Below are 16641 nucleotides of genomic sequence, written 5' to 3'. Positions count from 1 at the left end.
CCCGTCCCTTTACAGTGCTGTTGCCGCCATCAGACGCTGATCTCCCGCACGACAACCGTGCGCGTCCTGCCCTGGGAGGCGTCGTACGAGATCTCGCGTCCTGTCGGCTGCCAGGTCAGCGCGTGGCCGAGAGGGGAGGACGGCGAAACGATGTCTGCCTCCTCCGTGGGCAGTTCAGCGATGGTGTACCAGGTGTCCTCGTCCACCTGACCATCGAACTCGAGCCGGAGTAGCGCGCCTGGGATCACGACGTCCGGCACTGCAGCTTCACGTCCGACGCCGACGGCGTCGAGGAAACTCCGCAGGAAGGCGAGGCGCTTGGTACGCCGCTCGCGCTGCTGGTCCTGGGTCCTCCTGAAGAAGACCAGCTGCGCCGCGTCCGCTCCTTCGGGGATCTCGCAGGGAGCATCGACTGCCACCTGCAACAGCTGCACCTCGCGCACCAACCTATGGAAGGCCGCAGCCGGGATCTCCCGGACCGGCAGTTGGCTCGACGCGGTCGCTGTGGGGATCGCCGACCGCACCAAGCCATCGGATGGTACGACATGCCCCGGCGAACCCGTCGGCCGTACGGCCGGCGCCGCCTCAGGCACTGTCGCCCCAGCCCCCCGTGTGGAAGCGGCACCGCTCCCCGCGGTCGTGGCGCGCGTCCGCGTCGGAGTAGGTGTCGCCTGTCGGGCCGGACCAGTAAAGGACGCGTGCGGGTCCGTGGCCCTGGGCGCGGGCACCACCCCAAGATTGGCCGGAGTTCCAGTCGGCACTTGAGCTCGCACCGCGTCCCGGCCCCCCACGGCATGGCTAGGGGCGCCCCGCAGCTCGGACGGCACGCCGGCATCGGCCACGGCAGCGTCACCCGCCTCGCCCATGTCACGCGTAAGGGCAATGTGACCGGCCTCGGCCATGTGCCCCGTCACGGACACATCACCGCCGGCCGCCGCCTCACTGGTCGGCTCCGCCCCGCTGGGCGCGGCGTCGTCGGCGGCACCGGAGACCTCCGGCTCCCGCCCGACCGGTTCGATGCCCAACCTTTCCAGCTCCGCCCACAGCGGGGCCAGGGCCTGATCGCGGTCGAGGTGGAAGCGACTCCCCCGGATCCGGACGAACGTCCAGTCGACACGTTCCAGGTCGCGCTGTCTGGCGGCCGCGGTTGGGGCGTCCTCACCGTCGGCGAAGGCGTCACCGTCGCAGGCGACGGCGAGGCGACGCGTTCCGCCCTCCACGACCAGGTCGATCGTGTGACGGCCCACCTTGTAGGCCGGACGGACCCGGTGGCCCCGTACCGTCAGTTCCAGGTACACCTTCTGCTGGAACAGGCTGTCGAACGCTTCGTGCCGGACGTCGGGCAGGACCTCGCCCTCGACCGCGACGATGTCCTCCTCCGCGGGGCGGGTGAGATGATCGAGCCACCGCCGGCGCAGGTCGTTCTCGTGGAACTGTTCGGCCCGCGCGCTGTGGAACACCCACACCTGGTCCTGGGCACGCGAGGCCGCCACGTTGATGCGTTGCTCGTAGGTCTTGCCATTGAAACCGCCCGGGACCGCTCCTGCGGCCGTTGTCGCGGAGTTGACGAACGAGATGAACATGATGTGCCTCTCGTCGCCCTGGAAGTCCTCGGCGTCACCGACCCGGATGCGCCGCTCCTCGCGCTGCTCGTAGTCGAGGCGCTCGGCGAGCAGGTTCTCCAGCTCCGTCAGGTGTCCTTTGCTCGCGCGGAGGCTGACGACGCCCATGGTCTTCCCGTCGTAGGCGGGGTCTGCGCAGCAGTGCACGATCGCGTCGACAAGGGCCTCGGCCTCGGCGGTGTTGGTCAGCCGGGTGTTGGCGCCGACGGCTTCGCCGGTCTCGACGTACACCGTGCGCACCGGAGGCAGCCGGTCGGCGCCGTACTGCCGCAGGGGCAGCAGATCATGGTTGTAACAGAGGTCGTTGGAGAAGGAGATGATTTCCGGCATGCACCGGAAGTGCTCCTTGAGCATGAGCGTGCCGCGGCCCGCCGACAGCGCCTCCGTGAGGTCGAAGAAGCTGGACTCGGGGCCGAACAGGCTGCGGACGTCCGGTTCCAGCGCGGTGAGCAGGCGATCCCTGAGGTGGAAGTACTCGTCCTGCTTGAGGCCGACGTTGGACGGACTGACCTGCTTGCTGTCGCCGACGACGACCATCCGGTCGGCGAGCCAGCTCAGCAGCATGGCCTCCAGGCCGGATTGGCTGGCCTCGTCGACGATGACGACGTCGAACAGACCCGGCCGGTCCATGGGTACGGTCTCGGCGACCTGGTGCAGGGGCATGATCCAGGCCGGCACCGCCGTCTGTGCCTTGCGCAGCGCGGCCTGCGCGTCGCGCCGGTAGCGGTGCTGGTACTTGCCCTTGATGCGCCGCGCGGCCTGCTGGTAGGCACTGAGTGCCCGGGACTGATCGCCGGTGAGCAGGCCGAGGCAGCGGTGCCAGGCGCGGGCAGCGGCAAGCCGCGCGAGCAAGATACGGGCCTCGTCGTCGGCCTCCGTCAGCCGCTGGCGCAGGGCACGCTCGGCCTCGGGATCGGTCAGCCGCTCCATGCGGTCGCGCCACGCGGACCAGGCCCAGGCCTCCGCGAGCGAGGGCAGTCTCGTCTCCCAGGCACTGTCCGTGCAGGTGCTGGAGATGCGGTCCGCAAGGGCCGGGAACGCCTCCCGGACACGAGCGAGGGCCATATCCTGCTCGGCTCGGAGCCGGGCGGCCTTACGCACTCCGGCCATCTCATCGCTGAACGCGCGGTAGCCGTCGGGGTCACGGTCGCGGACGGTGCCGAGTGCGCGCACGACAGCCGGCGACACACCTGGCCGGTCACCCCAAGTCCGCAGCAGCTCCTCGCTGTCCGCGATGACCTTGCGCGACTGTTCGGCCGCGCGCAGGGTGGTCGACGCGCGCAGCAGGGTGCGTACGGCGTTCTCGACGGACGGGTCGTGCCAGGTGGCGACCGCGAGTGCCGTGGAGGTGGCCGCGGCGGTCAGAACGTCCGTGCGGGCGGCGGCAACGGCGAGCAGGGCGTCCAGCACCTCCGCATCCTGCCGCAACCGCGCGAGGCGCGGTCCGTGCCCCTGCCAAGCGGCGACGGGCGTGCCCCACTCGGACTCCACCTGGGCCAGGCGGAGTTCCAGCTGGACGCGGGCGAGGACGACAGCCGACGTCGGGACGTCCTCCGGCGCCCGGCCGTCGACCCGTACGTTCTCCGCGAACGCGCCGGCCGTCTTCGCAAGCTTCGAGCGCATACCGAGGGGGCCGCGCAGTTTCTGTCCCTGACCGAGACCGTCGTGCAGTGCGGTGACCTGCGCGAGCGCCGTGGCCGGATCGTACTGCTCCAGGCCGCTGACCATGGCGGTGCCCAGGATGGAGAGCGAGCTGTCGACGGCCGCAAGGGTTTCGGTGACGGCGGCCCGCCGGCTGCGTGACTGCCAGTCCTGTCCCTCGGTCACCTGCCTCAGGAGCGCTGCGGCCCAGTCACCGGCCGCAGCGGCAAGAGCCGCGGCGCGGGCGCGGGTGGTGGAGAAGGCGTCGAGCGCCGAGGACAGCCGCTGCTGTTCCCCCTCGCCGAGGCTTCTCACGGCCGTGTCGTACTCCGCACACAGCGGGTCCCGGCGCGCGGCCGAATGTGCTTCCTCTGCCGACCGTACGATGCGTACGGCCTCCTCGAAGTCGCCGGGGCCGGGGAGTTCGGAGGGGCTGGGCACCTCTGCCGCGAGGGCCTGGTGGTGCGGGGTGTACGCACGGGTGCTGTGCAGCAGACGCAGGGCCTCGTCGGCGGTGAGGGCGGGTTGTTCCTGCGGGACCGGGCCCAGCCAGTCGTACCGTCCCGCCTCCCCGGTGAGGCGCTCGGCGATCTCCTGCAGGCTGCCGCTGTAGTCGCCGATCTCCGCCTCGAAGCGGTGCGTCTCCTGCTCGCGCAGTACGGCGAGGTCGCGCAGCATGGCCTGTTGGGCGGCACGGGCCTGGGCGAGTCGTGTCTGGAGGGTACGGATCTCCTTGCGGGAGGCCTTCTCGTCGTAGCCCGCGTACTCACCGAGGATCCGCTGCACGGACGCCTCGAGCTCTCGCTGGGCCGCCGCGCCGTCCTCGGTGCGGCTCACGCACAGGTCGCGGACGGACTCCGGCAGCTTGTCCCGCAGCACGCGCAGGGCGCGCGGGGTGTGGCTGGTGATGAGGACGCGCTTGCCCTGGGCGAGCAGGTCGGTGACCAGGTTGGCGATGGTGTGCGTCTTGCCGGTGCCGGGCGGCCCCTGGACGACGACGAGGCGGTTCGCGCGGAGGCGTTCGGCGATCGTGCGCTGCTCTTCGTTGGCGGGGAGTGCGAAGTACATCTCGTCGCCGCCCTGCGCCGTTCCGTCGTCCTCCGCCGCCGCGAGGTCCGCCGCTGTCAGTGCGCCGTCCCGGCCCGCGATGTAGCCGAGCAGTGCGGTGGGCGGCGTGCCCGCGTCGATCTGCCGGGCGATGGCCTTGAGAGCGTCCATGGTGGAGCGGCGGCTGCGCTCACGCAGGACGAGTGCGGGGGTGAGTCCCACCTGGGGGACGTCGAGGCTGCGTGGCTTGGCGCGCTCGACGGTCGGCGCGTAACTTCCGGCGCTGTGGGCGGCGTTGACCCAGCTACGCAGGGCGGTGTGTACCGCGTCGAGGTGTTCGGGGTCGGTCACGTCCAAGGCGCCTTCCAGCACCTCGACGATCGTCTCGCGTACGGCGCCCGGCACGTGCTGGGCTCCTTCGAGCATGCCTTCTTCGAGTTCCAGGCCCGCGCCGGTGGGGTCGGGGGAGGCGGTGAGCGTGCCGGTGGACGGGTCGAGCTGGATGGTGGCGCGGTGCGTGACGAGGTGCCGTTCCACCCGCTGCCCGGAGGCCGTCTGCCACGTGAGCCGGCCCAGCCCGAGCACGAGTTCGTACGCCTCACCGAGGCCCGCGGCGTCCTCGTGCATCTTGTGCAGCCGGTCGTACAGTCTGACCAGGGGGTCGATCGCGCGGCGCCGTTCCGCCCAGGCGAGCCATTGCTGCTCCCAGGCGGCGTACAGCTTCTCGATCTTCTCCCGCTGGGGGTGTTGGTCCAGCTCGTGGTAGGTCTTGTCGAGCGGGATGCCCCGGGACCAGTCCGGGAAGTCTGGTTCGATACGCCGGCGCAGGTGCGGGGCGCGAGGCTCCTTGAAGTCACGGATGCGGGTCTCGTCCACCCAGGGCGCGAGCAGAGCCTTGGGGTGCGGCGCGTCCTCGCGTTCGGGGCGGGCAACGGTCAGCCAGGCGGGGTCGTCCCCCGCGAGAGCGCCGTCGATCATCACCTCGACGCCGTCGTCGTCCGGCAACTCGTCGAACCACACGGTCCCGGCCGCCCCGTCGAGCGTGCGCACGGGGCGCGTCTTCGACTCCTCGGCCTCGGCGAGGAACCGGAAGATCTGCCGGACGCGAGCGGCGTCCAGACCGTCGGCAGAGATTTCCGGGACCAGTGACCGGGCGGTCTGACGCCCAGGGCCGGTCGGCTGGGCCGGGACGGCGTCGAGCGCGGCCGGTGCGGTCGCTCGCTGCCCACCCGCGGCCGAGTCCGCGTGCCCGGCCCCGGTCACGGGCTCCGGGGCCTCGTCCGGCTCCGCGAACAGCGACTGCTGATGCTCACCGAACAGTACGGACTGGTCGAATGCCATCGGTGCGGGGCGCTCGCCGACCACCGTGGCGGCGGCCGACGCCGTGCTGAACGTGACGCTCTCCCGGTCGCGCGCCGGGAAACGGACCTCGATGTCCAGGTCACCGGCGGTGCCGGCCGGAATGCTGTAGGCCCACGTCGCGGAGACCGTGCGCCCGGTACGCAGGGTGCCCTCGAGCTCGTCGTCGAGCACGTCACTGCGGTAATCCTGCACCTGACGGCCCGTCTTGCCGTACGGCCCTCCCCGCACCAGCAGGGTGACGCCGTCGAGGTCGAACGGCCGTCCGGTGCCGTTGCTCACAGACAGGGTGCACCGCACCAAGTCGTCACCCTGCCGGTACCCATGAGTGTCCTCGGCGTCTGCCAGTACGTGCGGCACGACGTCGTACACCCGCACATACAGGCCGTCGTCGTATTGGTAGACGGAACCGACCGGCCGCAGACCTTCGCTCAGCCCGCGCTCATCCTGACTCACACGCCCACCCCACTACTGCTCCTGAGGGCCATCCGGTGGCCCGTCCGGTCATACCGCCCCGACCAACACGAGCTCGATCACAATGCACCCCCCGGCGCACGAACTCGAGTGTGAACTGAGCACACATTGTGAGCGTATCAGCAAACCCGGACACCCATCACGCCATGACGCCCACCCCGCACAGATCGCCACCAACGAGTGATCACCGATGACGTCGACCGCCCTCGTGAACACTTCGAGTCCGACCGTTCGCAGACATCTGTGTTGACTTAGTTCACAAGGAGCGAGAGGCTGTCCTCGACGTCATCCCAGAGGAAGGTAGAGATGCCATGCACATGCAAGTGGTTGACGTGTCGCCGCAGTTGGCGGCGCAGTGGCTCACCCGCAACACCAGCAATCGGCCGCTCAGCAAGAGCACAGTGCAGCAATTGGCCGGTCAGATCCAGCGCGGGGAATGGCAGCTGACGCACCAGGGCATCGCCTTCGACGAGGACGACGTTCTCATCGACGGACAGCATCGCTTGGCCGCCGTCGTCAAGGCGGGCATCACCGTGCCCCTGACCGTCACGCACGGCGTGCCGCGCACCGCGTTCACCGTGATGGACACGGGCCGTAAGCGCACCGGCCGGGACGCGCTGGCCCTCGCGGGGGAGGCCAACGCGACCCACCTGGCGGCAGCCCTGCGCGGACTGCTCCTGTATCGCAACGCCCCCAACTCCGCGTGGAGCGGCGGATCGTCGGTCACCAGCAACGATCAGCTGCTGAACCTGCTCAGCGAACACCCCGGTGTCCGCGACGCCCTGCACCACGGCATCGCGCTGAACCGGGGATGCCGTATCACCGTCACAGCCGCGACAATCGGCTGGTACGTCACCAGCGAGGCCCGGCCCGACATCGACCAGTCCGACTGGGAGGCGGGGGTCGTCACCGGCGCCCGCCTGGAGCCGGGCGATCCGCGTCTGACGTTGCGCAACACCATGCTCAACCTGGCCCTGGGCAACACGCACCGGCGACGCGACGACTCACGCGAGCACCTGCTCTACTACCTCAAAGCGTGGAACGCGTGGGTCGAGGGCCGCACCATCAAGCTGCTGCGCCGCTCCCCCAACGAGACGATGCCGCGCATCTCCAGCCGTTCGTCCCTGGCATCGGCAGACAGCGAAGCCTGACAAAGCCTGGATTCAACGGACAACTGCCTCTGGGCCGTGATACATCGGACATGAACGGGCTCGGTTTGTCCACCCGTCAGGGTGCCGTAGGAAAGGGAGGCGCATGCGCGCCCAGGAGATCACCTTCCTCAAGCTCGTCCAAGGGGACAAGCAGTTCCAGGTGCCGCTCTACCAGCGCACGTACAGCTGGGGCCGGGATCAGCTTCAACGACTGTGGGAGGACATCGGGGAACTCGTCGACCAGCATCTGGCCGGCGAACCGGCCGCGCCGCACTTCCTCGGCTCTGTGGTGCTCGCACCCGGTCAGATCCAGGCGGGCGGGGTTCAGAGATGGCTGGTGGTGGACGGGCAACAGCGGTTGACCACACTGATGCTGGCGTTCACCGCCCTGCGCGACCACCTGAAGGAGACGGGTGATGCACGCGGGGTGGACCGGGTGCACCGCCAGATACTGGTCAACGAGTTCCACGAGGGCGCGGACCACTATCGGTTGCTGCCCACTCAGGCGGACCGGGACGCGTACGCCGCCTGCGTCCGGTCCCGCGCGGACGCCGGCGGAAGCGACAACATCGGAGCTGCCTACCGGTTCTTCCGCGGAGCGCTCACCGAGGGCCACGAGGCGGGCGACGCACAGTGGGCTGCCACGGTCGAAACGGCGCTCAAGGACCTGCTCTCCATCGTGGAGATCACCGCTGAGCCGGGCGACAACGTGTACCGGATCTTCGAGTCGATCAACAACACGGGGGTCGGGCTCAGTCAGAGCGACCTGTTGCGCAACTACGTGTTCATGCTGCTGCCCAAGCGAGGCGAGCGGATCTATCAGGAACTGTGGCTGCCCATGCAGCAGAGCCTCGGCCCGAAGAACCTCGAACTCCTGGTCTGGCTCGACCTGGTGGTACGCGGCCACTACAAGACCAAGCAGAGTGAGATCTATCGCGAGCAGCAAAAGCGACTTCAGCCGCTGGCCGGCGACGAGGACGCCCTGCAGCGCGAGATCGAGCAACTGGCCGAGCGGGCCGGGAGGTTCCTGCGGATCATCGACCCCTCGCGTGAGCGGTCCCCCGCCCTTCGGGCGGTCCTGGAACGTCTGGCCGCCTGGGGTGGCCAGACGCACTACCCGCTCACGCTGCACCTGCTGGACCTTCTCGACGCCGGCGGGACGACGTCGGACGACGCCGCCCAGGCGCTGGCCTACGTCGAGTCGTATCTGGTGCGACGCCTGATCTGTCAGACGCCGACCACCAACCTCAACCGCATCTTCATGGAAGCGCCGAAGGAGCTGGAGACCGACCGGCCGGCCGCCGAGGCGGTGAGGCGGTTCCTGTCCGGCCGGCGCCGACGGTGGCCGAGCGACGAGGAGCTGCGCGAGGCGGTCCGCACCAAACCGTTCTACTGGTCCGGGCGCCCTCCACAGCGCAGCTACATCCTGCGCCGCCTGGAGGAGAGCTACCGCGCCTCCGAACCCGTGGACTTCGCCAAGGCTTCCCTCAGCGTGGAACACGTCCTGCCGCAACGCCCCGCTCCCGCGTGGTTCGACCTGCTCGCGGAGGAGACGGAGCCGAACCAGACTCCGCAGGAGCTGCACGACCTGCTGGTACACACGCTCGGCAACCTGACGCTGAGCGGTGACAACGCCAAGCTCTCCAACCACCCCTTCGAGCGCAAGCAGCAGATCCTCGACTCCAGCGCGCTGCGCATGAACCTCGAGATCGCCTCGGCACAGCGCTGGGGCAAGGCGCAGATCCTGGAGCGTGCCGACCGCCTGGCCGACCGCGCCGTGGAGCTGTGGCCCGGTCCGATCGGCGGGGTCAAGCCGACCGGTGAGGAATCGCCGGGCTGGGCCGAACTGCGGGCCGCTCTGACGGCGATGCCGAGCGGCACCTGGACGACGTACGGCGATGTCGCCGAGCTGATCGGCAGCCATCCGGTACCCGTGGGGACCTACCTGGGCGCCAACACGAGCGTGCTCGGCGCCTACCGGGTACTCACCGTGGAAGGCAGGATCTCCCCGTCGTTCCGCTGGGCGGACGGCAGTGACCGGCCGCCACCGCAGGAGCTGCTGACGAGCGAGGGAGTGCGCTTCGACTCGCTCGGGCGGGCTCACCCCTCCCAGCGCCTGTCCGCCGCCGAGCTGGCCACCCTGCTGGGCAAGGACGTGACGCAGCCCACCGCGCACGACCCGCTCCCCGAGGGGGAGGACGCGGTGGCCGCCGAGCGGTTCCGTGCGCAGTTGCGGGAGAACTGGCCTGACACGTACGCCGGAGTGGTGGCGGCCCTCGACTTCTGGCGCCGCCAGGGCGGCCATGTGACCTACGGCCGGCACGAGGAGACGAGCTGCCTCCCCATGCTGGACCTCGGGACCAGCCGTCGGCCGCACCTGATGTGGCCGGTCGGGATCTACCCCGTCAGCGGAACGGTCGAGGTGGTCTTCCAGTACCTGAAGACCCGCAGCCCCTTCGACGACACGGAGCAGCGCCGGGAACTCCTGAACCGCCTCAACAAGATCGAGGGCATCGACCTGCCCGAGGCGAAACTGGAGCTGCGTCCGTCCTTCCCGGTCAGGGTCTTCGCGGAGCACGGGGACGAGATCTGCGAAGTGCTGGACTGGTTCGTCGGGGTGGCGGCGCTGGATCTGGCACGGAGGGACTGAATGCGTGGTGGGGATTTCCCAAAGGAGGCATCACTCGTGCGGTTATTGAACGACCTCACGCTGGTCCGAAACGCCGGAAGGGGCATCGAGAAGAGCGGAACGACCTGTTCCGGGGAAATGTCCAGGGCCACCGCCGTCGAGTGGGAGCTACGCCTCCCCGGGCAAGCGTCGCTGACGGTCCATGACAATCACTGGGTGAACGGCGAGCGCGACGTGGTGCTCCACAAGCCCACGGTCGTCCCCGAGATGCCGGCGGCCCTCTCCAATCTGCACAACCGACTGCGCTCCGGAATATGCGCATCTGCGAGGCCTGGGGAACTGCGCATCATGGTGTTCCCCACGTACGTCGACGTTCATGGCAGACCACGGATCAAGAAGTCCCTCACCACAGTGGACCTCGCGGACGCCATGGGACTGCACCATCTCAGAGAGCTGACCGCTCGGGAGGGTGTCATGTTGGAGGCCGCGTTCGACCGACCGGATCTGCCTCCGGTGGACCTGTACGACCCACAGCACGAGAAACCCCTCCAGCACGCTTTGTTCTTTCCCGCCGCGGATGACGAGACACCGGTAGTCGCCTTCGTCCGCTTCCGGATCGTGCCCGTGCTGCGGCATATCGGCTGGCTGTCGCGGGACGGCGACTGAGGGAGGCAGTGTCTGTGCCGGTCCGACCGTGCCGAGGAATTGTTCGCAGGCTCAATGGCCAGACGATCTGCTTCACAGGTCGAGTCCTCGTCGACGACGAGTGGAGGGTCAGAACGCACTGCGCCGAGAGGGCCAGGCAGGAGGGCGCGACCCCTAAGACCGACTTCTCGCAGAAGGTCACCCTTGTCATCTACGGCGATCTGGCCAGCAAGGTCGTGACCGACGACAGCCGCACCTACAGCAGCACGCTCGTGAACGCCGAGGCCGAGCGCCGCCGGGGACGGCATGTCTGCGTCGTGGACGGAGACGGCTTCTCGAAACTGCTGCGGGGGCGTCCCGCACCGTGCCTGGAACTGAGAAGGGCACGCACGGGACGCGTTCGTCCCGTCGCCGCCGCTACGACCGAAGCACACATCCTCGGCGGCCCCCTCCGAGTCCGGAGGACCGGCCGACGCAGTTCCGCTGATCTCACGCTGGACCTCAACCGTCTCGACGAGGCGACGGCGGTGCACGAGGCGACGGTCGGAGCGCTCATCGCCCACCTGTCCCGCCAGGGCATCGAGGCATGTACGTACTCCTCCGGTGCTCCGGAATTCGACGCCGGCTGGTCACGCGGAGAGGACATCTTCGTCGCCGAAATCAAGAGCCTCACCGGGGCGCGCGAGGGCCAGCAGATCCGCTTGGGCATCGGGCAGATCCTCGACTACGCCCACCAGCTCCGGAGCGCGCACCCGAGCACCGTCATACATCCTGTCCTGGTACTGGAGAAACGCCCGTCCGCGGCCCGTTGGACCGCACTGGCCGAGGGTGTCGGCCTACGACTCACCTGGGCACCCGGCTTCTCCGGGATCTGACCGGCCGTACTCTCGCTACGCCGTAGTGGACATCAGCGGTCCCACTCCATGATGATCCGTTCGGACACTGCCACCACGCAGGCCGACTGTCCGGCCTGCGCAGCAGATCCGGACCGTGGCCGGGGTTGACCCTCGACCTGGTCGAGGGCTCAGAGTTCCGGGTGTGGAGAACGAGATGCGCAGCATCGGGGAGATGGCCCGGGACGGCGGACTGAGCGTGAGCGCGCTGCGGTTCTACGACCGTGCCGGCGTGCTGGTCCCGGCCTGGGTGGACCCGGTCAGTGGCTACCGCTGGTACGAGCCCGAGCAGTTGGAGGAAGCCCGGTTGCTGGCGCGCCTGCGCCGGGCGGGCGTGCCGTTGGCAGATATCCGACTCGTGCTGGCCGCTTGGGCCGGCGCGGACACGGACCTGGTGCGCGGTCTCCTTCAGGCGCACCTGCGCCGTCTCGAGCTGGGGCTGTCCGATGCCCGCAGCGAGTTCTCCACGCTCCGAGCTCAACTCGACCGCAGGGAGACAGACCCCATGACCTCGCTCCACACCGTCACCGCCCGGTTGTCCGTCCCGGCACAGGAGCTGGCCGCCGCGTTGGACGCGGTCCGTTTCGCCGCCGGTACCGACGCCGAGTTGCCGATGCTCGGCGGGATCCTCTTCGACATCGAGGGCGAAGACCTCTATCTCGTAGCCACCGATCGCTACCGGATGGCTGTCGCGCGAGCACAGACAGCCGGGTTTGGCGGGCCGAGGACGCAGGTGGTCGTGCCCCTTCCGCTCACCGATGCGATGCGGGCGCTGCTGACCGGCAAGGAGACCGTCCACATCGCGGTGGACGGTGACCGCGTCACGCTGGAGACCGGCGACCGGCAGACATCCGGCCAGAGTCTCGGCCACGAGTTCCCCGACTACCGTCGCCTCGTCCACCTCCCGGCCGGTCGCCAGGCCACCGTCGGCACGGCGGCATTCCGGGAGGCCCTGGAGACCGGTCCGGTCCGCGCGAACGAGACACGGGAGCAGGACGGCGAGCCGTACGACCTCAGTGTGCTCAGGGTGACGGAGAACGGGTCCGTGATCGTGTGCGACGACGGTGACGACGACTCGAACAACGTCGCCGTCAACCGCGAGTTCCTGCTGCACGCGCTCACCGCAGGAGCCCGGGACGAGCTGATCCTGGAGCTGGCCGCGCCCACGGCGCCGGTCGCGATCCGCCGGCCCGACGACGAGGGCGCCTTCTCGCTCCTGATGCCGGTGCGGTTGGAAAACTAGCTTCCGTCCGGCGCAGCAGGTTCCCTCCGGCAGACAACTGCTGTGGGGCGCACCTTCACCTCGGCCGAACTCCTGCACACCCCTGCCCATTTGGGATGTTGCTGTCCCATACTTCACCAAGGGGCTGGTCCCGTATTTCGTCCGGGACCGGGGGGATGGGGGGACGATCATGGCTGACGCACGTCTTCAGTGGCTCAAGGAAGCTGTTTCCGTCTTCGGCGCCGAATGCAAACGGAACCTGCTGGGCCCGGGTGACCGCGAGGCGGCCATCCGCAGCCCTCTGGAACAACTGTTCCTCACCATAGCCGCGCACCATGCTCGCCACGAGATCGGCTGGTACCCGGAGACCCGCATCCCGCACCTGGGGGTACGACCCGACTACGCCGTACGCGTCGGCAAGGACGTGACCGGCTACATCGAGGTGAAGCGGCCCGGAAAGAGCATCGACCCCGACTCCTTCACCGGTCACGACAAGAAGCAGTGGGAACGCCTGCGCGACCTCCCCAACCTGCTCTACACCAACGGCACCCACTGGCGTGTGTTCCAGTACGGCACGCAGATCGGTGAGGAGGTCGTGCTGTCGGGGGCTTTGAAGAGCGCTGGGGAGAAACTGACAGCCGTCGACCTCGCCGCCTTCGACGCGCTGGCACAGGCCGTGCTCTGCTGGGATCCGCCGGAGATCCGTCGTGTTTCGGTGCTCGTCCAGCACATCGCTCCGCTGTGCCGCCTGCTGCGCGAGGCCGTAAGGGAGCAACTACGGGCCGAAGCCGGGCTGAACGCCGCGGACTCCGCCGCCGACCGTCCTTTCACCGGCCTCAGAAGCGACTGGCGCCGGCTCCTCTTCCCCTCCGCCGACGACGCGACCTTCGCCGACGGCTATGCCCAGACGGTCACCTTCGCGCTGCTCCTCGCCCGTACCGAGACCATCCCGGTCACCGGCACGAGCTTCCACGAGATCGGCCGCCGTCTCAACGCGGGCCACGCCCTGATGGGCAAAGCCCTCCAACTGCTCACCGACAACGTCAACGAGCGGTTCGAAGTGACCTTGAACCTCCTCGCCCGTACCGTCGCGGCCGTCAAGTGGGAGACAATCCGGCAGGGCAACCGGGACGCCTACCTCCACCTGTACGAGTCGTTCCTCTCCGTCTACGACGACAGCCTGCGCCAGCGCAGCGGCTCGTACTACACCCCGCACCAGGTCGTCGAGGAGATGGTCCGGCTCGCCGAAGAGGTGCTGCGCACCCGCCTGGGCAAGGCGCGCGGCTACGGCGACGAGAGCGTGCACATCGTCGACCCCGCGATGGGCACCGGCACCTACCTGCACACCGTCATCGAGCGGGTGGCGCGCCAGGCGGCCGAGCGGCACGGCGAGGCCATGGCACGTGACGCGATCGGCCGGCTGGCGCAGCGACTGTACGGCTTCGAGCTCCAGATGGGCCCGTTCGCGGTCGCCGAACTCCGCGCGGCCGACCTGCTGAAGAAGCACGGCGCCCCACTCCCGCCGGGCGGACTCAACCTCCACGTCACGGACACGCTCGACGACCCCTATGTCCAGGAGGAGCAACTCGCCTCGACGTACGCCGCCCTCTCCGTGTCACGCGCCCGCGCCAACCACGTCAAGGCCAACGTCCCCGTCACCGTGGTCATCTCCAATCCGCCGTACGACGACAAGGCGGAGAACCGCGGCGGTTGGATCGAGAAGCGGGTGAAAGGTCAGGGCCGTCCTCCCCTGGACGACTTCCGGTATCCGGGCAACGGCCGCTATGAGCACGCGCTGAAGAACCTGTACGTCTACTTCTGGCGCTGGGCCACCTGGAAGGTCTTCGACGCCCACGCGGACGACCGGCACGGCGTCGTCTGCTTCATCACCCCGTCGGCGTTCGCCACCGGTCCCGCTGGGCGGGGCATGCGTGACTACCTACGCAGGACGTGCGACGAGGGGTGGATCATCAACCTGTCGCCGGAGGGGCAGCGGTCGGACGCGGCGACCCGCGTGTTCCCCCACGTCGCCCAGCCGTTGTCCATCTGCGTGTTCGTACGGCGGGCGGATCACGATTCCGGCCGCCCGGCGCGCATTCACTACCGGGCTCTGCAGGGCAGGCGGGCGGAGAAGTTCGCTCAGCTCCGAGCGGTGAGTCTGGATGACGGGGGCTGGCGGGACGCGCATGCGCGGGGGGTGCGGCCGTTCACTCCGGCGACGTTGTCGGGGTGGGACGACTATCCGGCGCTGGATGACGTGTTCCCGTGGGGCAGCCTTGGCATCACATCGAACCGGTCCTGGGTGAGCTCTCCTTCAGCGACGGTTCTGGAACAGCGCTGGGCTCGCCTCACCGGTGAGACGGACCCCGAGGCCAAGGCCCATCTGTTCAAGGAGACTGACAGCCGCAGTCTCGACGCCCGCCCGGCGAGCCTGCCGGGGTTCACACGCCCCGACCGACGCATAGGCGATGAGCCTCCCACCAGCCCACGGCTTCTGCGGATCGGACTACGGAGTTTCGACCGCCAGTGGCTCATCGCGGACGGACGAGCCATCGACCGGCCCCGGCCCGACCTGTGGGAGTCCCTGCGGCCCGGGCAGGTGTTCCTCAACCAGCAGAGCAGCCATGAGATAAGCAGCGGTCCCGCGTTGGTGGCGACAGCGCTGTTACCGGACACCCATCACTTCAACGGCCGAGGCGGAAGGGTGCACCCCGTGCTCCATCCCGACGGCAGCGCCAACGTGCCCAGCGGGCTGCTCCGGTACCTGGCCGGTGCCCTCGGCACGGACGACCTGACCGTGCACGACCTCGCCGCCTACGCCGTGGCCGTCGCCGGGCATAGTGCTTTCACGGAGCACTTCGCCGAGGAACTGCTCACTCCCGGCGTCCGGTTACCCCTCACCCGCGATCCGGTGCTCTGGAGCGAGGCGGTCCGCGTCGGCCGCGAGTTCCTGTGGGCGGCGACCTACGGCGACGCCGGCGCCCCTCCCGCCGGGCAGGAGTCGGGCCGGGAGAGCGTCGCCTTCCCAGCGGGAGACCCACGGCAGGTGCGTTACGAGACCGGGATCGGCTCCACCGTGCCCGACACGCTCGCCTACGACGCGGAGACCGGCACCCTGCGGGTGGGTCCGGGCACCTTCACCGGCGTCCCGCCCGAGGTCTGGAACTACGAAGTCGGCGGGATGAACGTCGTCAAGAAGTGGTTCGGTTACCGGAAGGCCTCCCCCACCAGCCGGAAGACCAGCCCGCTCGACGACATCCACGTCACGTCCTGGCCGAGCGAGTGGACCGAGGAACTGATCGACCTGCTGTCCGTCCTGCGGCGGTTGGTCGACTTAGCACCTACACAGCAGGCGCTCACCACGAAGATCGTGGGTTCGCCGGTCGTCACCATCACCGACCTCACATCGGCGGGCGTGCTCCCGCCGCAGCCCGGGGCGACTCGTGCACGGCGCCGCGTCGTCCTGGACTTCGGCCAGCCGGACGAGTCATGAGCGGTCGGCGCCCGTCTCACCCGTGCGGACGTAGGACTTCGCCTGCTCCAGGGTCCACGTCCCCTCCGCGAGGCGTCTCAGGGCGAGTCCGGCGGGGCGGGGCGCCGCGCCCGTGGACACGGTGTCGGCGAAGGACGCCACCGCGCTCAGGCGAGCCGTCAGCTCGTCGCACTCCGCCTCGCGCAGGACCGCCGCGCCGAGTGGGGTGAGGCGGAGGGTGCCCCGGTCGCCACCGCGCTGTTCGACCAGCCCGGACCACAACAGGGTCGGCAAGGCGTCCCGGACCTCGTCCGTGTCGAGGTCCCGGGCCGCGTAGAACTCCGGCGCCGTCTCGGGAGCCGGGAGGTCACAAAGGTCCATTTCCCGCAACAAGTGTTGCTGGAGCGGCGACAGTTGACCGCTGGGAACAAGCATGCCTCCAGTATTGCGCGCGGCGGGCGTCCCGGCGCCCCGACACAGAGGAGT

The 16641-nt window shown here is 69.2% G+C and carries 8 protein-coding genes; 6 read left to right on the top strand and 2 right to left on the bottom strand.

Annotation, left to right across the window (positions count from 1 at the left end):
* Positions 1-29: 29 nt before the first annotated feature.
* Positions 30-6125 (bottom strand): AAA domain-containing protein, encoded by a 6096-nt coding sequence (locus ACFWU3_RS04270; protein WP_384430829.1) that lies wholly within the window; start codon positions 6123-6125, stop codon positions 30-32.
* A gap of 335 nt (positions 6126-6460) precedes the next feature.
* On the opposite strand from ACFWU3_RS04270, the gene ACFWU3_RS04265 reads away from it, so the two are divergent.
* The 6 genes from ACFWU3_RS04265 to ACFWU3_RS04240 all read left to right on the top strand — a co-directional run bounded on the left by ACFWU3_RS04265 (position 6461) and on the right by ACFWU3_RS04240 (position 16176).
* Positions 6461-7294, top strand: coding sequence for a hypothetical protein (locus tag ACFWU3_RS04265; protein ID WP_384430826.1), 834 nt, complete (start codon positions 6461-6463; stop codon positions 7292-7294).
* 103 nt (positions 7295-7397) lie between these two features.
* Positions 7398-9944, top strand: coding sequence for a DUF262 domain-containing protein (locus tag ACFWU3_RS04260; protein ID WP_384430823.1), 2547 nt, complete (start codon positions 7398-7400; stop codon positions 9942-9944).
* 36 nt (positions 9945-9980) lie between these two features.
* Positions 9981-10589 carry a hypothetical protein gene (locus ACFWU3_RS04255; RefSeq protein ID WP_352208829.1) on the top strand — a complete coding sequence of 203 codons (609 nt, stop codon included), beginning with the start codon at positions 9981-9983 and terminating at the stop codon, positions 10587-10589.
* A 14-nt stretch (positions 10590-10603) separates the two neighbouring features.
* Positions 10604-11443: a hypothetical protein gene (locus ACFWU3_RS04250; protein ID WP_384430820.1), complete on the top strand. Its 840-nt coding sequence runs from the start codon at positions 10604-10606 to the stop codon at positions 11441-11443.
* 175 nt (positions 11444-11618) lie between these two features.
* Positions 11619-12704 (top strand): MerR family transcriptional regulator, encoded by a 1086-nt coding sequence (locus tag ACFWU3_RS04245; protein ID WP_384430817.1) that lies wholly within the window; start codon positions 11619-11621, stop codon positions 12702-12704.
* A gap of 169 nt (positions 12705-12873) precedes the next feature.
* Complete coding sequence (locus ACFWU3_RS04240; RefSeq protein WP_384430815.1) at positions 12874-16176, top strand: type ISP restriction/modification enzyme; 3303 nt, start codon at positions 12874-12876, stop codon at positions 16174-16176.
* Here the strand turns inward: ACFWU3_RS04240 and ACFWU3_RS04235 are convergent.
* Positions 16171-16590, bottom strand: coding sequence for a hypothetical protein (locus ACFWU3_RS04235; protein WP_384430812.1), 420 nt, complete (start codon positions 16588-16590; stop codon positions 16171-16173). The genes ACFWU3_RS04240 and ACFWU3_RS04235 overlap by 6 nt on opposite strands.
* Positions 16591-16641 lie beyond the last annotated feature (51 nt).

It is taken from the genome of Streptomyces sp. NPDC058685 (assembly GCF_042714725.1).
Taxonomy (GTDB): Bacteria; Actinomycetota; Actinomycetes; order Streptomycetales; family Streptomycetaceae; genus Streptomyces.
The sequence above is the reverse complement of the archived record's forward strand: the minus strand, read 5'-3'. Positions and strand labels throughout refer to the sequence as shown.

Coding starts and splice junctions, on each gene's coding strand:
- ACFWU3_RS04265 (WP_384430826.1), top strand. CDS start 6,461: ATGCAAGTGGTTGACGTGTCGCCGCAGTTGGCGGCGCAGTGGCTCACC.
- ACFWU3_RS04260 (WP_384430823.1), top strand. CDS start 7,398: ATGCGCGCCCAGGAGATCACCTTCCTCAAGCTCGTCCAAGGGGACAAG.
- ACFWU3_RS04245 (WP_384430817.1), top strand. CDS start 11,619: ATGCGCAGCATCGGGGAGATGGCCCGGGACGGCGGACTGAGCGTGAGC.
- ACFWU3_RS04240 (WP_384430815.1), top strand. CDS start 12,874: ATGGCTGACGCACGTCTTCAGTGGCTCAAGGAAGCTGTTTCCGTCTTC.
- ACFWU3_RS04235 (WP_384430812.1), bottom strand. CDS start 16,590: ATGCTTGTTCCCAGCGGTCAACTGTCGCCGCTCCAGCAACACTTGTTG.